Source organism: Paenilisteria newyorkensis (genome assembly GCF_000766145.1).
GTDB lineage: Bacteria > Bacillota > Bacilli > Lactobacillales > Listeriaceae > Listeria_A > Listeria_A newyorkensis.
The window spans coordinates 23946-45958 of sequence record NZ_JNFB01000015.1 but is presented as its reverse complement, the minus strand read 5'-3'; the positions used below and the strand labels follow the sequence as shown (position 1 = coordinate 45958).

22 protein-coding genes are annotated in these 22013 nt (G+C 45.4%); 3 read left to right on the top strand and 19 right to left on the bottom strand.

All coding sequences use genetic code 11. From position 1 onward, the window contains the following. Nucleotides 1–57 precede the first annotated feature (57 nt). The 7 genes from EP58_RS08135 to EP58_RS08105 all read right to left on the bottom strand — a co-directional run bounded on the left by EP58_RS08135 (nt 58) and on the right by EP58_RS08105 (nt 8583). A complete protein-coding gene (locus EP58_RS08135) occupies nt 58–489 on the bottom strand; it encodes a precorrin-2 dehydrogenase/sirohydrochlorin ferrochelatase family protein (RefSeq protein ID WP_036092234.1) in 432 nt (143 codons plus the stop codon). Then, complete coding sequence (locus EP58_RS08130) at nt 486–1196, bottom strand: sirohydrochlorin chelatase (RefSeq protein ID WP_036092232.1); 711 nt, start codon at nt 1194–1196, stop codon at nt 486–488. The genes EP58_RS08135 and EP58_RS08130 overlap by 4 nt, the downstream gene beginning before the upstream one ends. Before the next feature lie 69 nt (nt 1197–1265). Further along, nucleotides 1266–1529 (bottom strand): RNA-binding S4 domain-containing protein, encoded by a 264-nt coding sequence (locus tag EP58_RS08125; protein ID WP_277619741.1) that lies wholly within the window; start codon nt 1527–1529, stop codon nt 1266–1268. Nucleotides 1530–1845: 316 nt separating this feature from the next. Then, the gene (locus tag EP58_RS08120) at nt 1846–3417 is read right to left on the bottom strand and encodes a putative polysaccharide biosynthesis protein (RefSeq protein WP_036092229.1); all 1572 of its coding nucleotides are present in this window, start codon (nt 3415–3417) and stop codon (nt 1846–1848) included. 38 nt (nt 3418–3455) lie between these two features. Continuing rightward, nucleotides 3456–7001, bottom strand: coding sequence for a transcription-repair coupling factor (gene mfd / locus EP58_RS08115; RefSeq protein WP_036092228.1), 3546 nt, complete (start codon nt 6999–7001; stop codon nt 3456–3458). 64 nt (nt 7002–7065) lie between these two features. Further along, nucleotides 7066–7620 carry an aminoacyl-tRNA hydrolase gene (pth, locus tag EP58_RS08110; RefSeq protein ID WP_036092225.1) on the bottom strand — a complete coding sequence of 185 codons (555 nt, stop codon included), beginning with the start codon at nt 7618–7620 and terminating at the stop codon, nt 7066–7068. A gap of 429 nt (nt 7621–8049) precedes the next feature. Then, nucleotides 8050–8583 carry a hypothetical protein gene (locus EP58_RS08105; RefSeq protein ID WP_036092222.1) on the bottom strand — a complete coding sequence of 178 codons (534 nt, stop codon included), beginning with the start codon at nt 8581–8583 and terminating at the stop codon, nt 8050–8052. Between the two features lie 137 nt (nt 8584–8720). Between EP58_RS08105 and EP58_RS08100 the strand changes: the two genes are divergently transcribed. Continuing rightward, entirely contained in the window at nt 8721–8951 is a 231-nt protein-coding gene (locus EP58_RS08100; protein ID WP_036092221.1) for a hypothetical protein, read from the top strand. A 380-nt stretch (nt 8952–9331) separates the two neighbouring features. Here EP58_RS08100 and EP58_RS08095 read toward each other — a convergent pair whose 3' ends face one another. The 4 genes from EP58_RS08095 to EP58_RS08080 all read right to left on the bottom strand — a co-directional run bounded on the left by EP58_RS08095 (nt 9332) and on the right by EP58_RS08080 (nt 13871). Further along, nucleotides 9332–10093, bottom strand: coding sequence for a tyrosine-protein phosphatase (locus EP58_RS08095; RefSeq protein ID WP_036092219.1), 762 nt, complete (start codon nt 10091–10093; stop codon nt 9332–9334). A 22-nt stretch (nt 10094–10115) separates the two neighbouring features. Next, on the bottom strand, nt 10116–11618 hold the full coding sequence (locus tag EP58_RS08090; protein WP_036092217.1) for a phosphohexomutase domain-containing protein: 1503 nt from the start codon (nt 11616–11618) through the stop codon (nt 10116–10118). A gap of 92 nt (nt 11619–11710) precedes the next feature. Beyond that, nucleotides 11711–12640, bottom strand: coding sequence for a WYL domain-containing protein (locus EP58_RS08085; protein WP_036092216.1), 930 nt, complete (start codon nt 12638–12640; stop codon nt 11711–11713). Next, nucleotides 12627–13871, bottom strand: a complete 1245-nt coding sequence (locus EP58_RS08080; RefSeq protein WP_036092214.1) for a WYL domain-containing protein — start codon at nt 13869–13871, stop codon at nt 12627–12629. Before EP58_RS08080 ends, EP58_RS08085 begins: the two co-directional genes overlap by 14 nt. An 88-nt stretch (nt 13872–13959) precedes the next feature. On the opposite strand from EP58_RS08080, the gene EP58_RS08075 reads away from it, so the two are divergent. Further along, on the top strand, nt 13960–15177 hold the full coding sequence (locus EP58_RS08075) for an RtcB family protein (RefSeq protein WP_036092213.1): 1218 nt from the start codon (nt 13960–13962) through the stop codon (nt 15175–15177). A gap of 65 nt (nt 15178–15242) precedes the next feature. Here EP58_RS08075 and EP58_RS08070 read toward each other — a convergent pair whose 3' ends face one another. The 5 genes from EP58_RS08070 to EP58_RS08050 form a co-directional block, all read right to left on the bottom strand. Further along, nucleotides 15243–15572, bottom strand: a complete 330-nt coding sequence (locus EP58_RS08070) for a DUF2200 domain-containing protein (protein ID WP_036092288.1) — start codon at nt 15570–15572, stop codon at nt 15243–15245. 153 nt (nt 15573–15725) lie between these two features. Further along, on the bottom strand, nt 15726–16115 hold the full coding sequence (locus EP58_RS08065; RefSeq protein ID WP_036092212.1) for a DUF956 family protein: 390 nt from the start codon (nt 16113–16115) through the stop codon (nt 15726–15728). Between the two features lie 117 nt (nt 16116–16232). Beyond that, nucleotides 16233–17150, bottom strand: coding sequence for a PTS system mannose/fructose/sorbose family transporter subunit IID (locus tag EP58_RS08060; RefSeq protein ID WP_036092210.1), 918 nt, complete (start codon nt 17148–17150; stop codon nt 16233–16235). 22 nt (nt 17151–17172) lie between these two features. Continuing rightward, a complete protein-coding gene (locus EP58_RS08055) occupies nt 17173–17979 on the bottom strand; it encodes a PTS mannose/fructose/sorbose transporter subunit IIC (protein WP_036092207.1) in 807 nt (268 codons plus the stop codon). 25 nt (nt 17980–18004) lie between these two features. Continuing rightward, a complete protein-coding gene (locus tag EP58_RS08050; RefSeq protein ID WP_036092206.1) occupies nt 18005–18988 on the bottom strand; it encodes a mannose/fructose/sorbose PTS transporter subunit IIA in 984 nt (327 codons plus the stop codon). 576 nt (nt 18989–19564) lie between these two features. On the opposite strand from EP58_RS08050, the gene EP58_RS08045 reads away from it, so the two are divergent. Next, entirely contained in the window at nt 19565–20428 is an 864-nt protein-coding gene (locus tag EP58_RS08045) for a hypothetical protein (protein WP_036092204.1), read from the top strand. Between the two features lie 43 nt (nt 20429–20471). Here the strand turns inward: EP58_RS08045 and EP58_RS08040 are convergent, their stop codons facing one another. The 3 genes from EP58_RS08040 to EP58_RS08030 all read right to left on the bottom strand — a co-directional run bounded on the left by EP58_RS08040 (nt 20472) and on the right by EP58_RS08030 (nt 21956). Beyond that, on the bottom strand, nt 20472–20882 hold the full coding sequence (locus EP58_RS08040; protein ID WP_201740715.1) for a type II toxin-antitoxin system HicB family antitoxin: 411 nt from the start codon (nt 20880–20882) through the stop codon (nt 20472–20474). 12 nt (nt 20883–20894) lie between these two features. Next, nucleotides 20895–21101 carry a type II toxin-antitoxin system HicA family toxin gene (locus tag EP58_RS08035; protein ID WP_216362200.1) on the bottom strand — a complete coding sequence of 69 codons (207 nt, stop codon included), beginning with the start codon at nt 21099–21101 and terminating at the stop codon, nt 20895–20897. Between the two features lie 87 nt (nt 21102–21188). Then, the gene (locus EP58_RS08030) at nt 21189–21956 is read right to left on the bottom strand and encodes an SDR family NAD(P)-dependent oxidoreductase (RefSeq protein WP_036092200.1); all 768 of its coding nucleotides are present in this window, start codon (nt 21954–21956) and stop codon (nt 21189–21191) included. Nucleotides 21957–22013 lie beyond the last annotated feature (57 nt).

Genomic DNA, 22013 nt, shown 5'->3' with positions numbered 1-22013 from the left:
GTTCATTATACAGGTAACATGTGATTTCATACATGGGGGAAAACACTGAAAAAGCGCCTAAATATCAGCGCCCTGTCGGATTTTTTGAAGGATTTCTTTGGCTCGTGTTGGGTCGTTTCCATTTGTCGAAATCGCGATGAGGTGGTCGTCTTGTTGCAGCGTTGCCATATTGAAAAAGTCAGACCTTGATTTGTCGGTGCAGTCGTTGATTAGTTGGTGCGGGGCTGCGTCTCGGATGATTTGTGTGTTCACCGCTGGATCATTTGTGCAGCAGAAAATGAGGAAGGCTTTGTTTAGATGCGCGGCTTGGTAGTTTTCTTGAATTCGGTGAATGGGCATTTGTTGTAGTTCTTCCGTGAAAATTGGTGCGATGACTGTAATGTTGGCGCCAGTTGTGAGTAAACCTCGTGCTTTTCTTGTTGCGATTTTGCCGCCGCCGATGATGGTGACATTTTTGCCAGTCAGTTGTAGAAGGACGGGGTAGCTCATATTGTGGCCTCCTCGATTTTGCGCAGGACTGCGGCTGCGAGGTTTTCATCTAATTCAAGACAGTTCGTTTCGCGCCAAGTTGGGCTGATTTCGGTGATGCCTGCGCGAATTTTGTCGACAAGTTGGCCTGTGAAAAGGAAATAGGGCATCCAGTAGACATTTTCATTTGTCGCGACTAATTCGGTGGCGACTTGCTTGTAGTTCGGCTCGCCGTGGAGCATGCCTAAGGTTACTTTGCGGCCAAGTTGAGCGCTTAGTTCTGCGACGACGCCTTGCATTTGGTCTCTCGGCTTGTCGTAGGATGCGCTTCCGTGGGCGATGACGAGGATTGTCGCGTCTGGCTCGGGTTTGGCGTCGCGGATTCGTGCGGTTGCCGTGGCGATTGTTTCCGGTTCGGCGCCGAATGTGTCCGCGATTCGAAACGCCACATTTGGGTGCGCGGCTTGCAAGTTGGCAACGTGTTCTGGGATGTCTTTTGTGGCGTGCATCGCTGGGAATAGGAGCATCGGCACGACTGTAATCTCGGTGGCACCTTCTTCCATCATCGCTTCGCCCACGAGTAGCATCGTTTCGTCTTCTTTTTCTAGAAAAGCGATTTTTTGGCAGGTTTCAGGTCTTTTTCGGGTGATTTTCGCTACGAAAGCGCGGAATTCGCGGTTTTTTTCGGGCAAGCGACTTCCGTGAGCAACGTACATGATGGCTTTCATTGATTTTCCTCCTTGGAATGTGAAAAAAGAGCTTGAAACCAGTCGTGCGTCTCAAACTCAAATCTTCATTTATTCTTCGTCTTTGCGTTCTTCTTTTAAAATCGTGTACATTTCTGTCGCGACTTCTTTGCGGGCGTTTTCTTCTAAACGGTCGATGCGCGCCGTCACGGTTTTTTGTCCAAATTTGATGACAAGTTCGTCTTCTACTTTGACATTCGTGCCGGGTTTTGCGACAACGCCATTCACGGAAATACGGCCTTTTTCAGCGACTTCTTTCGCGACAGTGCGCCGTTTGATTAGTCGGGATACTTTTAAAAATTTATCTAAACGCATTGTTACTGCCATGTTCATCCATCCTTTGTTTGTAAAATTTATCTTTATCTTCGCATGATTAACGCGAAATTGCAACTATCCTAAATGTTTTTCACTAAACTCGATGCAACGCTAACCGAGCGAAAGCGTTTGTATTCAGGGGATTTGGATAGGATTAATCGTTCACGGTGTTCACGCCTATATTGGGACTGTAACTCATTACATGTCGAACAGTCCCAACAAAGCGGAGCATACCCCCGTATGTGAGAACCGGAAGTCCGCCAAATCCCCTGAATACGAGCGTTTGCCGCCGGTTTCCAGATTGAGCCACCAAACATCACCTCTTATGGATTTTGTTGGCGAGCCATAATAGCTTGGAGCCAAATGGCATGTAGACGAGGTCGCGGGTCGTGAGTAGCCGGAATTTGATGATGCAGTAGAAAAAGATTGTGCCTCCGATTAGTGCGCCGAATAGGGCTTGGATCGCGCTGCCGGTGCGGCTTGTGAGTGGCCAGAACGCTTCCCATGTGACTGGGACGATGATCATTGCAGCGAACGCGAGTAGGGCCCAGCCAATCATGTGTGTTCGGATGAACGGGACTGGGAGTTGGCGTTTTAGCAGGATATAGCACATGATGAGCGTTGCTGTGAGGCCAATGACGGTGGACCAGGAGGCGCCGTATGTGGCGAATCGCGGTACTAGGATGGCGTTTGTTGCGACCTTGACGGCGAGTCCGACGCACACGGCGACGGCTGGGCCTGCCATATTGCCGAATCCTTGTAGAATGCTGCTCATGGTCACGATTAGCGAGCTTATGAACAATGATAGGATGAAAATTTGCAGGACGCCGGTTCCTGCTGCGGTTTCGAAAAGCATCTGGTTTGTTGGACGCATAATCGCGATGAGTCCAAGTGTTGCTGCGCCTGAAAGTAGGATGGTGAGCTTGATGATAAGCAGGACAGAGCGCCGTAATTCTTTTGTTTCACCGCGTGCTTTTGCGGATGTAATCATGGGTACGATGGCGAGCGCGAGGCCCATGCAGAGCACCAAGCCTAGTTGTAGCAATGGCTGACCGCGATCATAGACTCCTTTTAGACTTTTTGCAGTGGTGGCGTCGATGCCTGATTCGCGCATGAGGCGGTACACTTGGAATGAGTCTAAAAGTTGGAACAGGATGAGCATGGCGCTTGTGGTGCAGACGGCGATACTTTGCGCTAGGAAGCGTTTGACGAACTTCGCGCTGGCCCATTTTCTGGTGAATTTGATGGTTTCGGGTTTCTTGCGCCAGTAGAAATAGAGGAGCGTGCCAAGTGCACCGAATCCGCCGACGACTGCGCCGCTCATGGCAACAGCGCCAGTCATGTAGAGGTTCCAGCCGAGCGCGACGGCGCCTGTTGCTCCAGCGATAATGATGACGACGCGTACGAGTTGTTCGATGGTTTGCGAGATGGCGGTCGGGATCATCTGCTCATGCCCTTGGAAAAAGCCGCGCAAACTGGCTAGAAACGGCATTAATAGGAATGCAAAACTGATGACGCGAATCAGCACGGTTAAGTGGACGTCACCCATGACGCGGGCGATGAACTCGGCTCCAAAGAAAATAACGAAGAAAAAGACGAGTCCGACGCCGATCATGACTTGCAATGCCGATTGAAAAATTTCTTCGCGTTTTGTGACGTCTTTTTCCTCCGCGATTAGACGCGAAACAATGATTGGAAATCCTGCTAAAGCTAGCGTCATCGCGATTCCGTAGATTGGATATACTTGTTGAAATATGTAAAGACCAATATCCCCAACCATGTTCTGGAAAGGGATTCGGTATACTGCGCTTAAGATTTTAGAAAGGAGTGACGCAAGTGTTAACCAAACCGCGCCCTTCATTAAGTTCTTGATTGTTGTTTGAGCCATTTGTACGCCACCGCCTTTTCTAAAAATTTGGTATCAACTTACTCTGCCTTCGATTCCGCGACTTCTTTTTTCGCCTCGGAAAGTTTGTCCGTCAATGTTTTCAGTTCGAATAGCCATTCTTGAAGTGGCTTCGTGCCAACGTTCACCGTGATTCTAAGCTGCTGACCGTCCATACCAACGCCAATCGAACGACCATATTCGCCGATGACTTGCATCACCATGTCGCCGCGCATATTTTGCGTGCCTTCTTCTGAGAATTGAACCGTGATCTTCGTCGCATCCTGCTTCACCGACTCAATGCCAACTCGCATCGCGTACACTTTCAACTCCGTAATCGTGAATAAATATTCCACTTGCTCTGGATATTCGCCGAAACGGTCCATCATGTCCGAACGCAATTCCTCCAAGTCATCCATATCAAGAACCGTCCGGAAACGTTTATACATCTCGATTTTTTGACGTCCATCCTGAATATAATGCTCCGGAATATACGCATCCACCGTGATATCAATCTCCACCGGCACGATTTTTTCATGATCCTCTTTAGGCTGACGTGCCGCAATGGCTTCTTGCAACATTTGCGAATACAAATCAAAGCCGACCGAGTCAATAAAGCCATGCTGCTGCGATCCTAAAATATTACCCGCACCCCGAATCGACAAGTCGCGCATCGCAATTTTGAACCCAGAACCGAGCTCTGTAAATTCCTTAATCGCCTGCAATCTTTTCTCGGCTTCCTCCCGCAAAATTTTATCCTTCTGGTACATAAAATACGCATACGCAATCCGGTTCCAACGACCAACACGACCGCGCAATTGATACAGCTGGGAAAGTCCCATGTGATCCGCGTTTTGAACGAATAGCGTATTCACATTCGGAATATCGACACCCGTTTCAATAATCGTCGTCGTCACCAGAACATCATATTCCCCTTCTAAGAAACTCAAAATAACAGACTCAAGCTCCGTTTCCGTCATCTGACCGTGCGCCACAGCAACACGCGCATCCGGAACGAGCATCTTAATCTCATCCGCCTTTTGCAAAATCGAATCCACCCGGTTATGCAGGAAGAAAACTTGACCGTCGCGCGCAAGCTCCCGCTCAATCGCTTCCCGAATCAACACGTTATTCTGCTCCACCACATAGGTTTGCACTGGAAAACGGTTGGCTGGAGGCGTCTCAATAACCGACAAATCACGCACACCAAGCATCGACATATGCAGCGTCCGCGGAATCGGCGTCGCAGTCAGCGTCAACACATCAATTTTTGACCTAATATGCTTAATCTTCTCCTTATGCGTCACGCCAAAACGCTGCTCCTCATCGATAACAAGGAAGCCCAAATCATGGTATTCCACATCCTTCGAAAGCAGGCGATGCGTTCCAACTACAATATCCACGTGACCCGATTTCAAACCTTTTAGCGTCTCATTCTGCTGTTTACGCGTCCGGAATCGACTCAGCAACCCAACCTCAATCGGGAATCCTTGGAACCGCTCCTTCATTGTTTCATAATGTTGCTGCGCCAGAATCGTTGTCGGCACAAGGAACGCCACCTGCTTCCCGTCCATCATCGCCTTAAACGCCGCACGCAGCGCGACCTCCGTTTTCCCATAACCAACGTCCCCGACAAGCAAGCGATCCATTGGCCGTTCGCGTTCCATATCCTTCTTGATTTCCATAATCGAACGCAACTGATCCTCCGTCGCCTGGTACGGAAACGCATCCTCAAACTCACGCATCATTTCGCCGTCAGGACTATAGCCATAACCACGCTCCGCCTCACGTTCCGCGTACAATTTAATCAAATCATCCGCAATATCCTGCACAGAAGCCTGAACCCGCGTCTTCACACGTTTCCACTCCGCGCCACCAAGCTTGTTCAACTTCGGCGCTTTGCCTTCCGAGCCAACGTATTTTTGCACGAGCTCCAGCTGCTCCACCGGGATAAATAACTTATCATCGCCTTGGTACATCAACAATAAGTAATCCTTATGAACACCGTTAATATCCAGCGTTTCCATCCCAACATAGCGCGCAATCCCGTGATTCACGTGCACCACATAATCGCCAACCTTCAGCTCCGAATAACTCTGAATCCGCTCCGCATTCGACAATTTCTGCCGCTTCTTAGGCTTCTGCTGCTTCTTACTGTTAAAAAGTTCCGTCTCACTTATAAAAACAACCTTGGCAAGCGGCAACTCAAAGCCATTCTGAAAACTCCCCAGCACGAATTGCGTCTGGCCAAATTTCGGAACCTCCGACTCATCCTTCAAAATCACGCTTTCCATCTCATAATCCGCGAGCGTCTGCTTCATTTTCTCCGCACGCTCAATAGACGGCGCCAAAATCACGACCGCGTAATTATTTTTAGACCAGCTATCCATCTCCGTCTTCAAAACACTCATTTGACCGTGGAATTGCTGCATTTGCTTATACACAATATTCGTCATCTTCGCAATCCGCACACTGCTCGGCGTCTTTTGGAACAACGACAAATAAATCCGCGACAAGCGATCCGTTTCCAAAAGCGCTCGGAAATTATGGCTCATTTTCGTATCACGAACCGTCTCCAACCGTTCCAGCGTCTCCGTTTGCCACTCCGCTTCCTCTTTTTCTAAACGCTCATCCGTCTCCTGAATCCGCGCAAATTCATCAAACAGCAAAATCGAGTTTTGCGGCACATAATCCAGTAACGAAGCCGGATCCGGATAACACATCCCGATATATTTGAAAAACATGTCCGGTTTTTGGCCGTCACGAAGCAACTCCAAATCCTCTTCCAAGTTTTCGACCAATTGTTGCTTATCCTTCTCGCCCGCCATCTGTTTCAGCGTCTGCGCTAACTTTTTCTCAATCCGAGTCACCAAATCCGGGAAAAACGCCGGCTCCAGCAAAATCTCCGTCGCAGGCACCAAGCGGAACTCCTCCACCGTCTCAATCGACCGCTGCGAATCCACATCAAAGAAGCGCAACGACTCCACTTCCGTATCGAATAACTCCATCCGAATCGGGTGCTCCTCCGTGATCGGATAAATATCAATAATCCCGCCACGAATACTAAACTCACCCGGCGTATTGACCATATCACTTCTCGAATACCCCATCGTCACGAGCTGATTCTGCAACACCTCAGGCTCAATTTCCGCACCTTGAATCAGCGAAATATTATACTTCTCCCAAATCGAAACCGGCGGCAAAATTTTGCGCATACCAGAAACAGGTACAATCACGATTCCCGGTTTTCTAGACAACAGAAATTGTAGTACCTCCACACGTTGCCCCCGAAGTTCTGGGCTTGAGATACTAAGTTCCGACGAAATCAACTCATCGGCAGGATATAAGTAAAGACGATCGCTGTCCACCAAAGCCGACAAATCATCATATAATTTCTGAGCATGGTATAAATTATGCGTCACAAAAATAACCGGTCGCTGCGTCCCACCCTCAATAACACTAGCAAATAACGCCCGACTCGAACCCGAAAGCCCCGTTACTAATTGCGATTTCCCCTTTTCATCCAATTCTTTGATAACGCCACGAATATCTTTTTGTTCATAGACAAGCTGTTGCAATCCCTTCACTAAAAGGCCTCCTTTTTGAATATTCCATCTAAATTTCTCGCCGAAATAATCCGGCAACTAATCACTAGTTAAATTGATTCATAACCTCTGCAAAACCCTTATTTGACCAGGCTTCCACAGCATCCGCACTCTTCTTGATTGCGTCGATAATATCCGCTTGCTCCGACTTTGGAAAATCCCCAAGCACGTAATTAATAATATCACCATTCGCAGGTCGATCCACACCAACACGAATCCGATTAAACTCCTGCGTTTTCAGATGTTGAATCAATGATTTCATCCCATTATGACCACCCGCGCTACCCTTTTGTCTAAGTCTAATTTTCCCAGTAGGCAAGTCCAAATCATCATAAACAATCATCACATCATCGACTGAAATATCATAATAATCCATTAATGGACGCACACATTCCCCAGAAAGATTCATAAAAGTTAACGGTTTCACGAGTAGCATTTTCTCGCCATTCACCACGATACTGCTCGTCATCCCATTAAACTTCGACTTCTTCCAAGGCGTGTGGTATCTAAAACTAAGCTCATCGACGACCATAAAACCGACATTATGCCTAGTACGTTCATATTTTTTACCCGGATTCCCGAGCCCAACAATCATCTTCATAACGACTCTCCTCAATGAATTAAACCACTTCACTAATGAAATGGTTGTTTACGGCTATACGCTTCGTTTGATTATACCACGATTTGGCGCTGTAAGAAAGGGATGTCTTTTAGCAAAATAGGGGTGGATAGAAATAAATACTACTAAACAAAACTACACCTGTAAACTCTGTAAGCCAATTTTATAAGTCACTTTTTATTTCCAGAGGAATAATAACCTATTTCATTTAAAAACAGCGTAAGCGTAGAGAGGTAGGCATTTTTGATGATTTGAAAATCATTGTGTCGCACAGATTTTGAATTATGAAATCATTCGGAATACAAAAAGATGTCTCCTTAAGATTACGGAAACACCTTTTCGCTATCCAGAAATTTCATATTAATCGATTAATATTTAGAATATCATTATTCATACATAACAAATACCTATTTATAGGTTATAATAATAATTTTTATAAATTTCTCTTACTTTTTTTGTTCTAGCCGAATCCTTGTAAACTAAATGAATGGTCTGCAATTTATTCTGTTTTCCTTTATATCCCCACCATGTCGCAACTTTATAGTATTCTACAAAAGAAGATGTTTTATTGTAAATAATACCTGCTGATACCTTTCCAGCTGAGTCCGTCATACTTTTAGCCGAACGCTGTGTGACTATATTTTTGGTGGCACCACCACCAGCCCAAAACGCGTAGAAATAACTAGCTATCTCGGCCCATTTTGAAAATTGTTTAGTATCTCCCAACTTATATTGAGTCAATTTGTATGTCCATCCATCAGAATAACCGTCTGAAACATTTGCTCGCAGTAAAGGTTTAGCCTGGGTATTTTTAGTCTCCAATTCAAATGCTTCTGCATTCGTTAACAACTCTACTGAACCATCACCCATTATAGAATAGTTCTCAACTTCGACAGGAATTTCTTCTGTACTAGTTGTCTCCGCTTCTTCTGCCAGAGCATTCACTGGAACCATGCTCAAAAGAAGAATCAGCGCTATGAAAACGCTTAATATTTTTTTATCCTAACTCCCCCTATTTGTATTTGTAATACCTATAGTATATACTATAGGTATTACAAAAGCTACAGCTAGGAGGTTATAAAATGAAAACGAATACAAAAGTTCGGATTTTCGACATTTTTGTTATGCTTATCCTAGGAATCACTTTGATATATTTAGTCATGAATAATCTAATGAGTTGGTGGATGATTATTTTAGTTCTATTTGCTAGTATCGGTGTCAGGATGCTCGGATACTCACTACTTGGTGTGTATGAGCAACAGATAAGAGATAAGATAAAACAAGAAGAAAATAATAAACATGTAAAAAATTAAAATTCTTCACTTGAAGCATCCAGAAATATAGAATCCATATGAAATTTTTCAAATCGAACTACCTCTGTATCCTTGCTCTAATCTACTTTATCATAAAATTCACATATGTCAGCTTGACAAGCCAATTTTTCTACCGGTCAGTGGCGCTGGTATCATGGCCTTTTTACTCATGTTGCTAATAGATTATCTTAAAAATAAAAAACTATACAAAAAAACAGCATTTAATCGCATCTTCACCGACCACTACATGAAAAACGTGTATGGACACAGATTACTCTGTATCTATACACGTTTTTTATGTTTATAACAAAATCGGATTCATCTAGCGACGCTTTTGCTATTATAGCAAAAATCCATTTTTCATATCTCGTTCGCCTTACTCAAAACAAGAAAAACCGTTTTTGCGATGGCATCGTATAATCTTCCGCAATAATCACGTCATTTTTAAGTACTTTCGCGCCATTTTCTTTCAAATAATCTACATAACGCGGATCAATCTTCTTCACCAATCGCTGCTCAATTTCCTTATGCAAAAGTGGTCGGCGAACTGTATCATGCGCATCCGTCGCCAAAAAGTGGACCAACTGATTTTCCAGTAAAATCTCGCTCGATTTCTTCGACTTTTTCCCGAACTTCCCGTCCAAACTCGACCACGTAAGTTGCGCCAAAGCACCATGCGACACGAATTCATACAACCGCTCTGGATTTTCCATAATCTCGAAATTCCGCTCTGGATGCGCAATCACCGGCACATATCCCGCCATTTGCAAATCGTAAAATAATTGCTCCGTGAAAACCGGAATGCTCTGCGTCGGGAACTCAATCAACACGTAACGGCTACCCGCAAGTGACGCCAAATCGCCATTTTTCAAACCTTCAATAATTTCGCCGTGCAAGCGCACTTCCTGACCCACATGCACTTGCAGCTCCATTCCGTTATCCTTAATCGCCTCGTTCAGCTCCGCCACATGTTCTGCCACAGAAGGCCGTAGATTAAAATAATCACCTTTCAAATGATGCGGTGTTGCAATGATATCCGTGAAACCCTCTGCTATTGCTTGTTGTGCCATGGCAAGACTGCCCGTTTCCGTTTTTGGCCCATCATCCAACTGATTCAAGATGTGGCAATGTATATCAATCATACTTCTCATTCCTTCTATTGGCTTATTTTTGCAGGCTTCCGCTATCGATTTCCTCGTATTTGCCGAAGAATTCTTGCAATACCGCCTTGATTTTATCGACTCCGCCTATTTCATCACTCTCTAAGTTTACTGGCATAACCGGCTCGTGTAAACTCATACGTAACAAGAACCAGCCATTTCCGAACGCGCCACTCGTGTTGACCCTTACGCCCTCTTGGTTTACAGGCTCCAATTCCAAGCCATCCGTTTTCGCCACAAATCCTTTAAAATCTTCCAAAGCAGCCAAACCATACGCCTTAAAATTACTTGCCAAAATCGATAAACGAATCTCGTCATTGTCCGCCGGAACTTTCAAATCCCGCGTCAAATCCGCCAAATCCTTACCTTCTTTGCGCAATTTCGCATAACGCATCAAGATTTTTGCAATCAAGTACGCGCCGTCATCCAAGAAATAATTCTCCTTCAAAGCCGCATGACCACTAACCTCAATCGCAATCTCACTCTGCGTCCCAGCCTCATTCAAGCGAATCGCCTCATTGATCACGTTACGATACCCACGCTTAAATCGGTGCTGCTTCCCGCCAAGCCCTTCGATGAAATGCTCCAAATGCGTCGAAGTTGTCGAGTCCGTCACAATCGTCGTTCCCGGATGCTCCTCCAAAATAATCGCCGAAATCACAGCAATCAGCGGATTCCGATTCAAACTCTCACCCTCACGGTTCACAATCGCCGCCCGGTCCACATCCGTATCAAAAATAACGCCCAAATCAGCCTTATTCGCTAGCACCGCTTCCTTCAAGCTCGCCATCGCCTCATTGTTATCCGGATTCGGAATATGATTCGGGAAATTCCCATCAGGATCAAGGAACTGGCTCCCCGTAATATCCGCGCCTAGTTTTGCCAATACTTCCGTCGCAAAAAAGCCACCAGCACCATTTCCCGCATCCACCACGATATGGCTTCCAGCAAGCGGTTTCTCGTAATCCTCCTGGTCATCAATCCCAGCGCGAATTTTGTCGACCAAGTCCGCCGCGTAGTTTTGCAATAACGGTTTGTGCGCCACCGTTCCCGCAACTCCCGCCACCACAACCGCGTCCGCATGCTCCACAATATAATCAATATCCTCATGCTCCGCGCCACCGTCACGCGTGAACAATTTCAAGCCATTGTAGAAATAAGGAAGATGGCTCGCCGTAATCATAATCGCCGCATCACATTGGTAATCCTCGTATTGCGTCGCCATAAACATCGCCGGCGTCGTCGCCAAACCAACATCCACGACATCAATCCCAGACCGCGTCAAGCTCGCCACAAGCACATCCTTCACGCGCTCCGCAGACAAACGACTATCATGCCCAATCGCTACAGTCGGCTTGTCGCCCGTCTTTTTCACGTCACGCAACCAAGCCGCGAAACCAGTCGCAATCGCACTTACATGTTCATCCGTCAACGTCACATCGTGTTTTTCCGTTTCAATCGCAATTCCTCTAATATCCGAGCCATTCTGCAAGTCCTTCAAAGCCATAATCCCATTCCTCCAATTTCTATGTATATTCTCTCGTCCATTGTACCAAAAATCCGCCCCGATAGCGACGCATGTTCCTTCCCAATTTTGTTTTATAACGCCAATTGCCTCGCCAATCGCGCCTTCAAATCCCCAACCACGCTCGTCGGCTCCAAAACCTGCATCATCGGCCCAAACGACAACAACTGAATCACAAGCTCCGTCAAATCCCCACGCGGACAATGAATTTTCAGCTCAAACACATGCTCACGATCCGTCCGAAACGCCTTCTTCTTATAATCCGCAAAATGAATCATCGCCCGATCCACCGCGTTCCGATGGTTCACCACATGACACGTCACAATCACCAGCTCCGCCCGATGCTCCGGCAGCTCCACATCCATAAACGCACCAATCCGCGCCTCCATCACCTTCCCCAAATTCATCGTAAACGGCTTCAAATCCGTTTTTCGAAAACAAAGCAACCGAAACCGATCATTCTTCTGCGAAAACTCCAACCGATACGGCAAAAATGTCCCCTGCAAAACGTCCCGTTCCCGCGCCCGATACACTAATTCCAACTCCCGTTTCTCCTCACAAGCCTGCAAAATCACATTAAAACGCGTCCGATATCCCAGCTCCAAATAAGCATCCCCATCCCGAAACTGGTCAAAACACCAAATCGAATCCGCATCAAACAACACCTCATAATCCGCAAGCTCCCGCTCCAATTCCCCAATCTCATCATCCGTCAAAAACAATCCCATCCGCGGGTCCCGCAAAACCGTTTTCAACCACCGTTTTTCAAGCACACCCTGCACCGGCATCCAATCCCGTTTCAAAAGCGACACATACGCACCGTCCCGCTCCGCCAACAAATGCCACTGCTCCGTCAATTGCGGCAATAAATGCAGGCCACTCTCATCAAAACCAAGCTCCTGCACAATCCCCGCCATCTCCTGTTTCGTCAGCCCACGCCGCTGCGTCAAAATCTCCAGAACAATCCGGTAATACGTCCCATACAGCTCATTAAATATCTCCAACCGTCGTCCCCTCCTCAAAATAAAGTCGATACATATCCGCGAGCTCCGCAAAAAATTGCCGTTCCCAAGCCTCATCCCCCGAATCAAGCGCCACAATCCGTCCCACAAACGTCCGCAAAAACGGCTTCATCCCATTCAAATCATACGTCTCAATCCGAAAAACAAATCGCTTCGACGTCAACCGCTCAAGCGTCCCGTGCCGCCCTTCCATCCGAATCCGATCCAACATATACGCCTCACGAATCTCATCAATCGCAAGCGTCACACGAAGCGTATGCACCACCCGCCGATCAAATCCAGCGCTCCACATAAATTTTCGCACCTCATCAAAATGTTCCTTTTCCAGCTCAAAATCCGTCGCAATCTCCGCCAATTCCACCCGCTCAATCTGATCCAACCTGTGAAACGCAAAAAACTGTCCCTGTTTCGATTTTCCAACCACGTACCGCCGTCCAGACTGCGCACTCACAAGCACCTTCACAGGCATAAATCGCATCGCCCGCTCCCGCCCAAACCGCGTCAACGCCACCCAACGCTCCTCCCGAATCGCCGTCAACAAATCCAAACAAACCTGCTCCTCTAGCGTATGCATCACAAAATAATGCTTGTACCGAAACACCGCGTCCAATCCGCGCTCCTGCTGCAACAAATAATGCCCCAACACACCAAGCGGCGCCATCTCCTTGAAAAACTGCACCGCCCGCAACGCTCGATCCGGCAGCGCCACACTCGCCACCCGCGAAAAATAAATCTCACGTCCACGCGTTTCCCGTCGCAACACAGCCAGCGTCACATACTCCGCCAATTTTTTCCGTAACGTCAGCGCCTCCACCATGAACCCATCCTGAAAATGCACCAAATAATCCGCATCAATCCGCGCCAGCACCTGATTCACCGAGTACGCCTCGCCCACCTGAAAAATATCCATCAACACAAAATGCAGAAAAACATCATTCTTCGTAAAACTCTTTGCCTGCCAAACCGCAAACATCGGATTCTCCGTCACCTCACTCGGATCAATAAACAACCGCAACGCCTTCCCGCTCCCCTGCTGCTCCACCTCCACATACTCTCGCAAATAACTCTCAATCCGCCGCCGCTCATTATCATAACTCCGACCACTTTTCGCCGTAAAATCCTCCCGTTGCTTAAACCCATACACATAAAATTCCCGCACATAATTCCGAATCACCGCGAAATTTTTAATCAACTCATTAAACGATTTTGCCATAATGTCCCCCGTTCGCACCTTTTTTTATAAGATAAACCCGCGCAACTTCTCTATACTAAAACCATAAACCAAAAAAGGAGAATTAACAATGTTTACTTACTACGAAAAAAATGAAACCTCGAAACCAATCAAAATCTGGCTTTCCGACCAATCAGCAATCGAAGACGGGTGCTTCGAGCAAGCAAAACAAATCGCGAACCTGCCATTCGTCTATAAATGGCTGTCCCTCATGCCTGACACCCATCTCGGCGCAGGCATGCCAATTGGCGGCGTTCTCGCCACGAAAAACACGATCGTCCCGTACGCAGTCGGCATGGACATCGGATGCGGCATGTGTTATATCCAAACCGACATCCACGAAAGCGAACTCACCAAGAACTTCATCCAAAGCGTCGTAAACGAAACCCTGTTCACCGTTCCCGTCGGCAAAGCCCGTCACCGCGAACCCCAAAAATCCGCCGTCATCGATATGGCGTTCGCACAAAAAGACCATTACGAACTCCTGCCAAACGCGGCGGAACTACTCGAAAACGCCTACTATCAAGTCGGTACACTCGGCGGCGGCAACCATTTCATCGAGTTCCAAAAAGACGAAAACGGCTATCTCGGCATCATGCTCCACTCTGGAAGCCGCCATCTCGGCGCTCAAATTTGCCAACACTTTCAAAAACTCGCCGTCAAGCGCAACCAGCAATGGCTCAGCGACACACCCGAACGCAACCCGCTCGCCTTCCTACCAACCGATTCACAAGAAGGAAAGGCCTACATCGAATGGATGAATCTCGCGCTCGACTACGCATTCGAAAACCGCGAAGCCATGCTTAGCGCCACGATGACAATTTTTGCGAAACACAGCAAGAAAAAGCTCAGCAAAACACCCGAATTCACCGACAAAATCAACTGCCACCACAACTACGCATCACTCGAAAACCACTACGGCAAAAACGTCTGGGTTCACCGTAAAGGCGCCACACGAGCAAGAACCGGCGAACTCGGCATCATTCCAGGCGCGATGGGCGCAACAAGCTATCTCGTTCGCGGCCTCGGTAATCCCGAAAGCTTCCACTCCTCCTCGCACGGCGCCGGACGAAACTTTTCCAGAACCCACGCCAAAAGCAATTTTCCGATGGAGGAAGTACTACAAGACCTAAACGAACATAACATCGCAATCGGCAAGAAAAACCTCCAAGACGTAGCCGAAGAAAGCCGTTTCGCCTACAAAAATATCGATGAAGTCATGCATAACCAAACCGATCTTGTCGAAACCATTAAAACACTCACAACTTTAGGCGTCGTTAAAGGCTAACAACAAAATACGAAGCGTAGAAGCTAAATCACCATCACGGTTTCCACTTCTACGCTTCGTATTTTTTAATTCTGTCTCAATATTTTCTCCATCGCTTTGCCTTTCGCCAATTCATCAATCAACTTATCCAAATACCGAATCTGCTGCATCAACGGATCTTCAATTTCCTCCACCCGATACCCACAAATAACGCCCTTAATCAGCGATACATTCGGATTCATCGCCGGCGCCTCTTTGAAAAACGTTTCAAAATCCACTTTCTGATCCAGAACTTGTTGCAAACCCGCCTCATCATAACCCGTCAGCCAAAAAATAATCGCATCGACCTCCGCCTTCGTTCGCCCTTTCTTCTCTGCTTTTTGTATGTAAAGCGGGTACACACTAGCAACTGACATCGCAAAAACCCGTTCATTATTCTTCACAAACTTCTCCTCCTATTCCCCATACCTTCCATTCTACCTATAACGCTTACATTTGCACAGCAAAAAGCACTTCGCCCTACATCGCAAGGGAAGCACTTTCAGATTTCGCTATGCATAAAATAACGCTCATTTCTTCTTTTTCGGTTTCTTCTTGAACATCGATTGAAAAGCGTTTTTTAGTACGTCGAAGAAGCTCAGAGAAGTCACCATATTGGCCGGATCTACATATACGCGAATCGCTCGGAGGACGTCTTTCGGTTTTTTAGAAGCAAACGTAAATGTCCCGTTGCGCTTTGTCTTAATCGCATAACGCGGAATCCACTTTCCCTTAAGCATCACGGAAACGATAACTTGATCGACTTCTTCCCAAGGAATCTGGATAAACTTACGAACATCACGCGAGTTGAAAAATTCAAAACCGTTGTCTCCGATCATGATTTCTCCGTAATCTGTAAGCCCTGTAAAAGCAGTGGCATCTATTTTCATGTCTACCTTTGTATTAATCGATTGAACCAACTATTTTCGCTCCATTTCTTTTCACGTGTTTTCTTCATTATACGTTTTTTCACGCCATATACAAACAAAAAGAGGCTAGCGATGATTGCCCAGCCTCTTTTTTTATCGGCTTATTTATTACAGAAGTCCGATGACGTGACCAACTACACCAACTACGAATAGACCTAGAATGATGATGATTGGACTAATTTTCTTTCTAAGCAACCACATACATAGGAATGTAAGTAGTAATGCTGCAAGACCTGGAATTAAGCTGTCCAAGTTGTTTTGTAGTGTTGTTACTTTTACTTGAGATAATGACAAACCTTGTGTGTATTGTTCAAATGCCATTTTAACGCCGTCAATACCACTTGGAAGGGAATTCCAATCAATATAGGCACCGTTATCTAATTTAACCTCAGAGATAACTGGTTTGAAGACAATAGATACCCACCTTTGAACCAGGGCGGCGAGCACGAACATCCCGAGAATCGACGCGCCTTTTGTAATATCTTGTAAAAGACCGCCAGATAGATCGTCCGTGATTTTAGAACCTGCTTTGTAACCAAACTCTTGTGTATACCACATGAAGCTCCAACGAATAATATTCCATGCTACGAAGAAAATGATTGGGCCAAGGATATTTCCACTAATTGCAAGGGAAGCACCTAGCGCACCAAGCATCGGACGAACTGTGAACCAGAATACCGGATCCCCGATACCAGCTAGTGGTCCCATCATCCCAACTTTTACCCCTTGAATTGCTACGTCATCAACTGGCGCTCCATTTGCACGTTCTTCTTCCAGTGCAAGCGTTACCCCTAGAATTGGTGATGCTACATATGGATGTGTATTAAAGAATTCCAAGTGACGTTTCATCGCCGCTGAACGGTCTTCTTTTGATTTATATAATTTTTTGATTGCTGGAATCATTGAGAATGCCCAACCACCATTTTGCATACGCTCATAGTTCCAAGAACCTTGAATAAACGTAGAACGCCAAGCTACACTCAAGCGGTCTTTTTTCGATAAGACAATTTTTTCTGTTTCTGCCATTCTTTTCTCCTCCTTTTTAGGTTTAATAGTCGTTTAGAATGTCGCCAAGCGGATCTTTGGAATTACCGCCTCCGCCTCCGTTTGAATTACCGCCACCCATTTTAGAAAGGTTAAGGTAAATAAGAGCTAACGCAACACCTAGAGCACCAATTGCGATAAGTGTTAATTGAGTAATTGCTGCTACGACAAAACCGATGATGAAAAATGGCCATACTTCTTTTGTTGCCATCATGTTAATAACAAGTGCATAACCTACTGCTACTACCATTCCTCCACCAATTGCCATACCTTCTGTTAACCATGCAGGCATTGATTCTAGGAAAGCTTGTACGCTGTCTGCTGGAATGAATAAAAGTGCTGCTGCTGGAATCGCGATACGGATACCTTGCATACAGATTGCACCGATATGCAACCATTCTACTTCTCTGAAACTTCCTTTTGCTGCGGCTCTATCCATTAAATGTACAATAGGAACGGCCAAAGTACGAACGATCATTGTTAAGAAAAGACCTGCTACTGCAAGTGGAATCGCGATAGCAATCGCAGAAGGAATACCTGCAACGCCTTGTCCACCTAATACTAAAATAATTGCTGATGCTACAGATGCAAGTGCTGCATCGGGTGCTACGGCTGCTCCAATGTTTGCCCAACCAAGTGCAATCATTTGCAGTGTCCCACCAAGGATAATACATGCTGTTAAGTTACCAGTTACTAGTCCAATTAACGTACATGCTACTAACGGCTGATGGAATTGGAATTCATCTAAGATTCCTTCCATACCAGCTAGAAAGGCAACGAGTATTACTAAAATTATTGCTATTGCAGACATAAATATACCTCCTATTTTGAATGTATTACTGTGCTTTTAATTCAGCTTTTGCTTTTTTGATAATGTCGTCCATGTTTGCGCTCGAATCGTTAGGAACTTTACGAACATCAAACTTGATACCCTTTTCTTTCAACTTATCAAAAGCTTCTACGTCGTCTTGTCCCATTGCAAGTACTTTACTTACAACTACTTTCCCAACAGAGTGGGCCATAGAACCAACGTTTACTTGCTCGATTTCTACGCCGCCTTCTACAGCACGGAGAACATCTTGCGGGTTTTCGAATAAAAGAAGTGCTTTTGTATTCCCAAAACGAGGATCTTTTGCAATCTCGATCATTTTGTCTACTGGAATAACATTGGCTTTAACGCCTGGTGGTGCTGCTTGCTCGATTAATTTTTTACGAAGATCGTCTTTGGCAACCGCGTCAGATACAACGATGATACGTGTTGGATTTGTTGATTTTGTCCATGCAGTAGCCACTTGACCGTGTAGTAAACGAGAGTCAACGCGTGCTAACACAAATTTAATTTTGCCGTCGCCAACAACTGTTCCAGGAGCAAGTTCTCCGTTTGGTTGTTCAGCAACTGCTGCTTCTTGTGGTTTCGGTTGTAATTCTTCTGGCTTGATACGCACGCCTTCTTGACCTGGTGCCAAGATGCTTGTAGCGATTTCTTGCGCAGAATTCATTGAGAAGCGTGATGCAAAAGCTTCAATCAACATTGGCAAGTTAAGACCTGCTACAATTGCCCACTTATCTTTATGTTCTTCATACAAACCGTTTGCTTGGTTGAACGGGGTGCCTCCCCAAAGATCAACTAAGAATAGTACTTCATCTTGGCTATCAAATGATGCGATTGCGGCTTCCATCTTGGCTTTGATGTCTTCTGGGCCTTCGCTTGGCATCAATGTGATTGCTTTAACGTTTTCTTGTTCTCCGAAAATCATCGTTCCGGATTGCAAGATACCTTCAGCAAATTCGCCGTGAGTTGCGAGGATAATTCCTACCATCTTTTTCCCTCCTAAATAATTAAACTTTACTTTCTCAACATTTAGAGACGTCTTTCGTTATGCCTCTTCATAAGCTCGAAATCCCTCTCCCCCTTTCAAATCGTCAGAGCCTCCATCAAACTCTGCGCGCGTTTATAAGCCCAATCCCCTGGCTATTTTAAAATTTTGAAAAGCTACAGGTTTAGTATTACCTACCGCGCCTGCTTGGATACCAATTAATACCCAATATTTGCTTCTTTCAATCCTGTTAGTTTTCATTATCTGTTACCTGTTTAATATAAAGCAATTTCCGTGCCAAGTTTAGTGTATCATTAAGTAAACAGCTATGTAACAGTAAAAAAGGCGCGATAACAAGCGATAGAAGAGATAGTGTATTATTTCTCGATACGCTATTACCACTTCTGATATAGTATATTATTTTAGGATTGATACTGTATAGAAGCGTTGTATTACTGTAGGATATTATACCATACTCCATGGAAATGCAACCAATAATTTTTTAGTTTTATTATACTTCCAGATATTGCTTTTATTTTGTGATGTTGTATACTTACATATATAGGGAGGGAGATAAAAATGATAGAATTAGCTTTGATTTGTGTTTTTATTGGCTTACTAGCGTTTTTTGTTAAGAAGAAAAGCTTCAAAAAAGGGATGTCACTATTTTTAGCTATTAGTCTGGTTGGGATTATTCTAGCGGGTTGTGGTGCTGCCAGTGACGAATTAACAAAGGAAGATGAACCAACTACGGTGCAGAAAGAAAAAACGCCGAAACTTGTCTTGAAATCTGAAAGCGTTTTTAAATCTGATGAAAATGGAACCGTCACCATTACAGGGAAAACGACGCCTAACGCGGAGTTAACGCTCGTGGCAAGCGGTCAGTCCGACCAAACAGCAACTTCGGATTCTGATGGGAACTTCTCATTTGAGATGACAGAGGTGCACAATGATGGAACAGCAGTACTCACGACCACGTGGAAGGGCCAAAACAAGTCAAAAGATGTTACATACCAGGCCAACCCGACATACAAAGCAAAAGTCGCGAAAATAGAGCAGGAAAAACAAGTCGCTGAGGCAAAACGAGTGGAAGCGGAGAAACAAGAGCAAGCGCGCATTGCGGAAGCACAGCGAGTTGAGGCTGCTCGAATTGCGGAAGAAAAACGCGTTGCCGATCAAGAAGCTGCAACGGAAAAAGCGCGTATCGCAGCTGCCAAACAAAAAGAGCGGGAAGCCGCTGAACAAAGAGAAGCCGCACAACGAAAGCAAGCCGAGGAGCAACAGCCAGCTGATAATCAAGGTGAGATGGTGTATATCACGGCTACCGGCAAACGTTATCACTTCGACCAAAATTGCCGTGGACTCAATAATTCTAACGGTGAGACACAAGTCACTTTATCCGATGCACAGTCACGTGGTCTTACAAAATGTAAATTCGAATAAAACGAAACGCTAGTTCAGCACTTTTCGCGAACTAGCGTTTTTTCTATACGTTTAATTTCTCTTTCAAGCTTTCTTGCAGTGTTTGTGAGAAATTGATATTCTCTCTTTCCGCTAAACTATTTAGCCAAGACGGGATTGTAAGCGTCTTTTTTACCGCTTGGTTGCCGTTCTTTATTTTGTAAGCCAAGTAATCGAAATCAATTAACGCGATAAATGCACCTTCTTCATCTACAGAAACATATCCTGGGTTTGACACAGTTGGAAGAGACTCCCCATTCTCCTCCAGATCATACAAATAAATACCTAATGCGTCCTCCGCCATTTCTGTTGCTGTAGCAATATCCTCGCCCCCAGATAGTACTTCTGGAATATCAGGAAACGAAACCCAGTAACCGCCATCTTCTTCTGGATGATAAATCGCTGGATAATATACTTTTTTCGGAAATTCCATCATACACTCCTCCTCTCATTGCTGGATATCTACTACTTTAATCCTGCCTGTTTTAAAATTGCCTGTTCTAAGCCCTTTTCCTAGTGTCTTGCTGTGGTATGGTACTGTCGTCGCCCTGTTCGATACTGGATTTTTGAAAAACATGTGCAAGCCTTGCGTCCTGATGTGCTTGAACCCATTCTTTTTCAATATCCTTGCCATTTTCTTAGGAGTTATCGGCATACTCATACCTCCTTTTCTCTGCATCTATATGCTAACACGTATGTACAGATAAAAACAGATCGCTAGGAACGACCTGTTTTTTTTCGATTATTTAGAAGTTTTGGCTCTGGTTGCATAATTGAATTGCGGATCTTTCAGTTGGAACGTATAATTATCTGTTTCCACGATACCAAGTACTTTTTCGCTGTCGTAGAGGTCTAGTAGAAAGCCTGCCATCTCTTTGCTTGTATGGTATTTCGCCACCGCGCCTTTATACTCAAAGGTTTCTTCGTCACGCGCGCGTTTGGCAAATTCGGTTTCTGTTGCTGCTGGGGCTAGCACTTTGGCTTGCATTTTTGCGTTGTTGGCTTTTAGTTCGTGTGACAAACCTTCCGTAAAGGCGCTAACGTAAAATTTGGTCGCGCAGTATGTGACGGCGTTGGGAACGATTCTGTAACCGCCACCTGAGGATATATTGATCAGCTGCGTGCCGGCTACATCAGCGTAATCTCGGACGAAAAGCGACGAAAGAATCGTCAAGGCTTCGATATTTAAATGTAGCATCGATTCAATTTTGGATAATTTCTGTTCGCCTACTGTATCAAAATTACCGAATCCGGCATTATTTATCCACGTTTCCAGCTCTAAATCTTTTAAATCTTCATACAAGCCGTAAACATTTTCTGCTACTGTCAAATCGGCTATTTTGATCTGTACATCCACATCTGCTTGGGTTTTCGCAATTTCTGCTTTTAGTTGCGCCAGTTCTGTTTCGCGGCGAGCAACGATGACTAGGTTTTTACCTCTCGCGGCAAAGGCTAGCGCCGTTTCGTACCCAATTCCTGAACTTGCTCCCGTAATGACTGTATATTTCATCTTCATTCCTCCAGTGGCTTTCGCCGGATATTTATGGTATAGTCGCAAGTATAGACC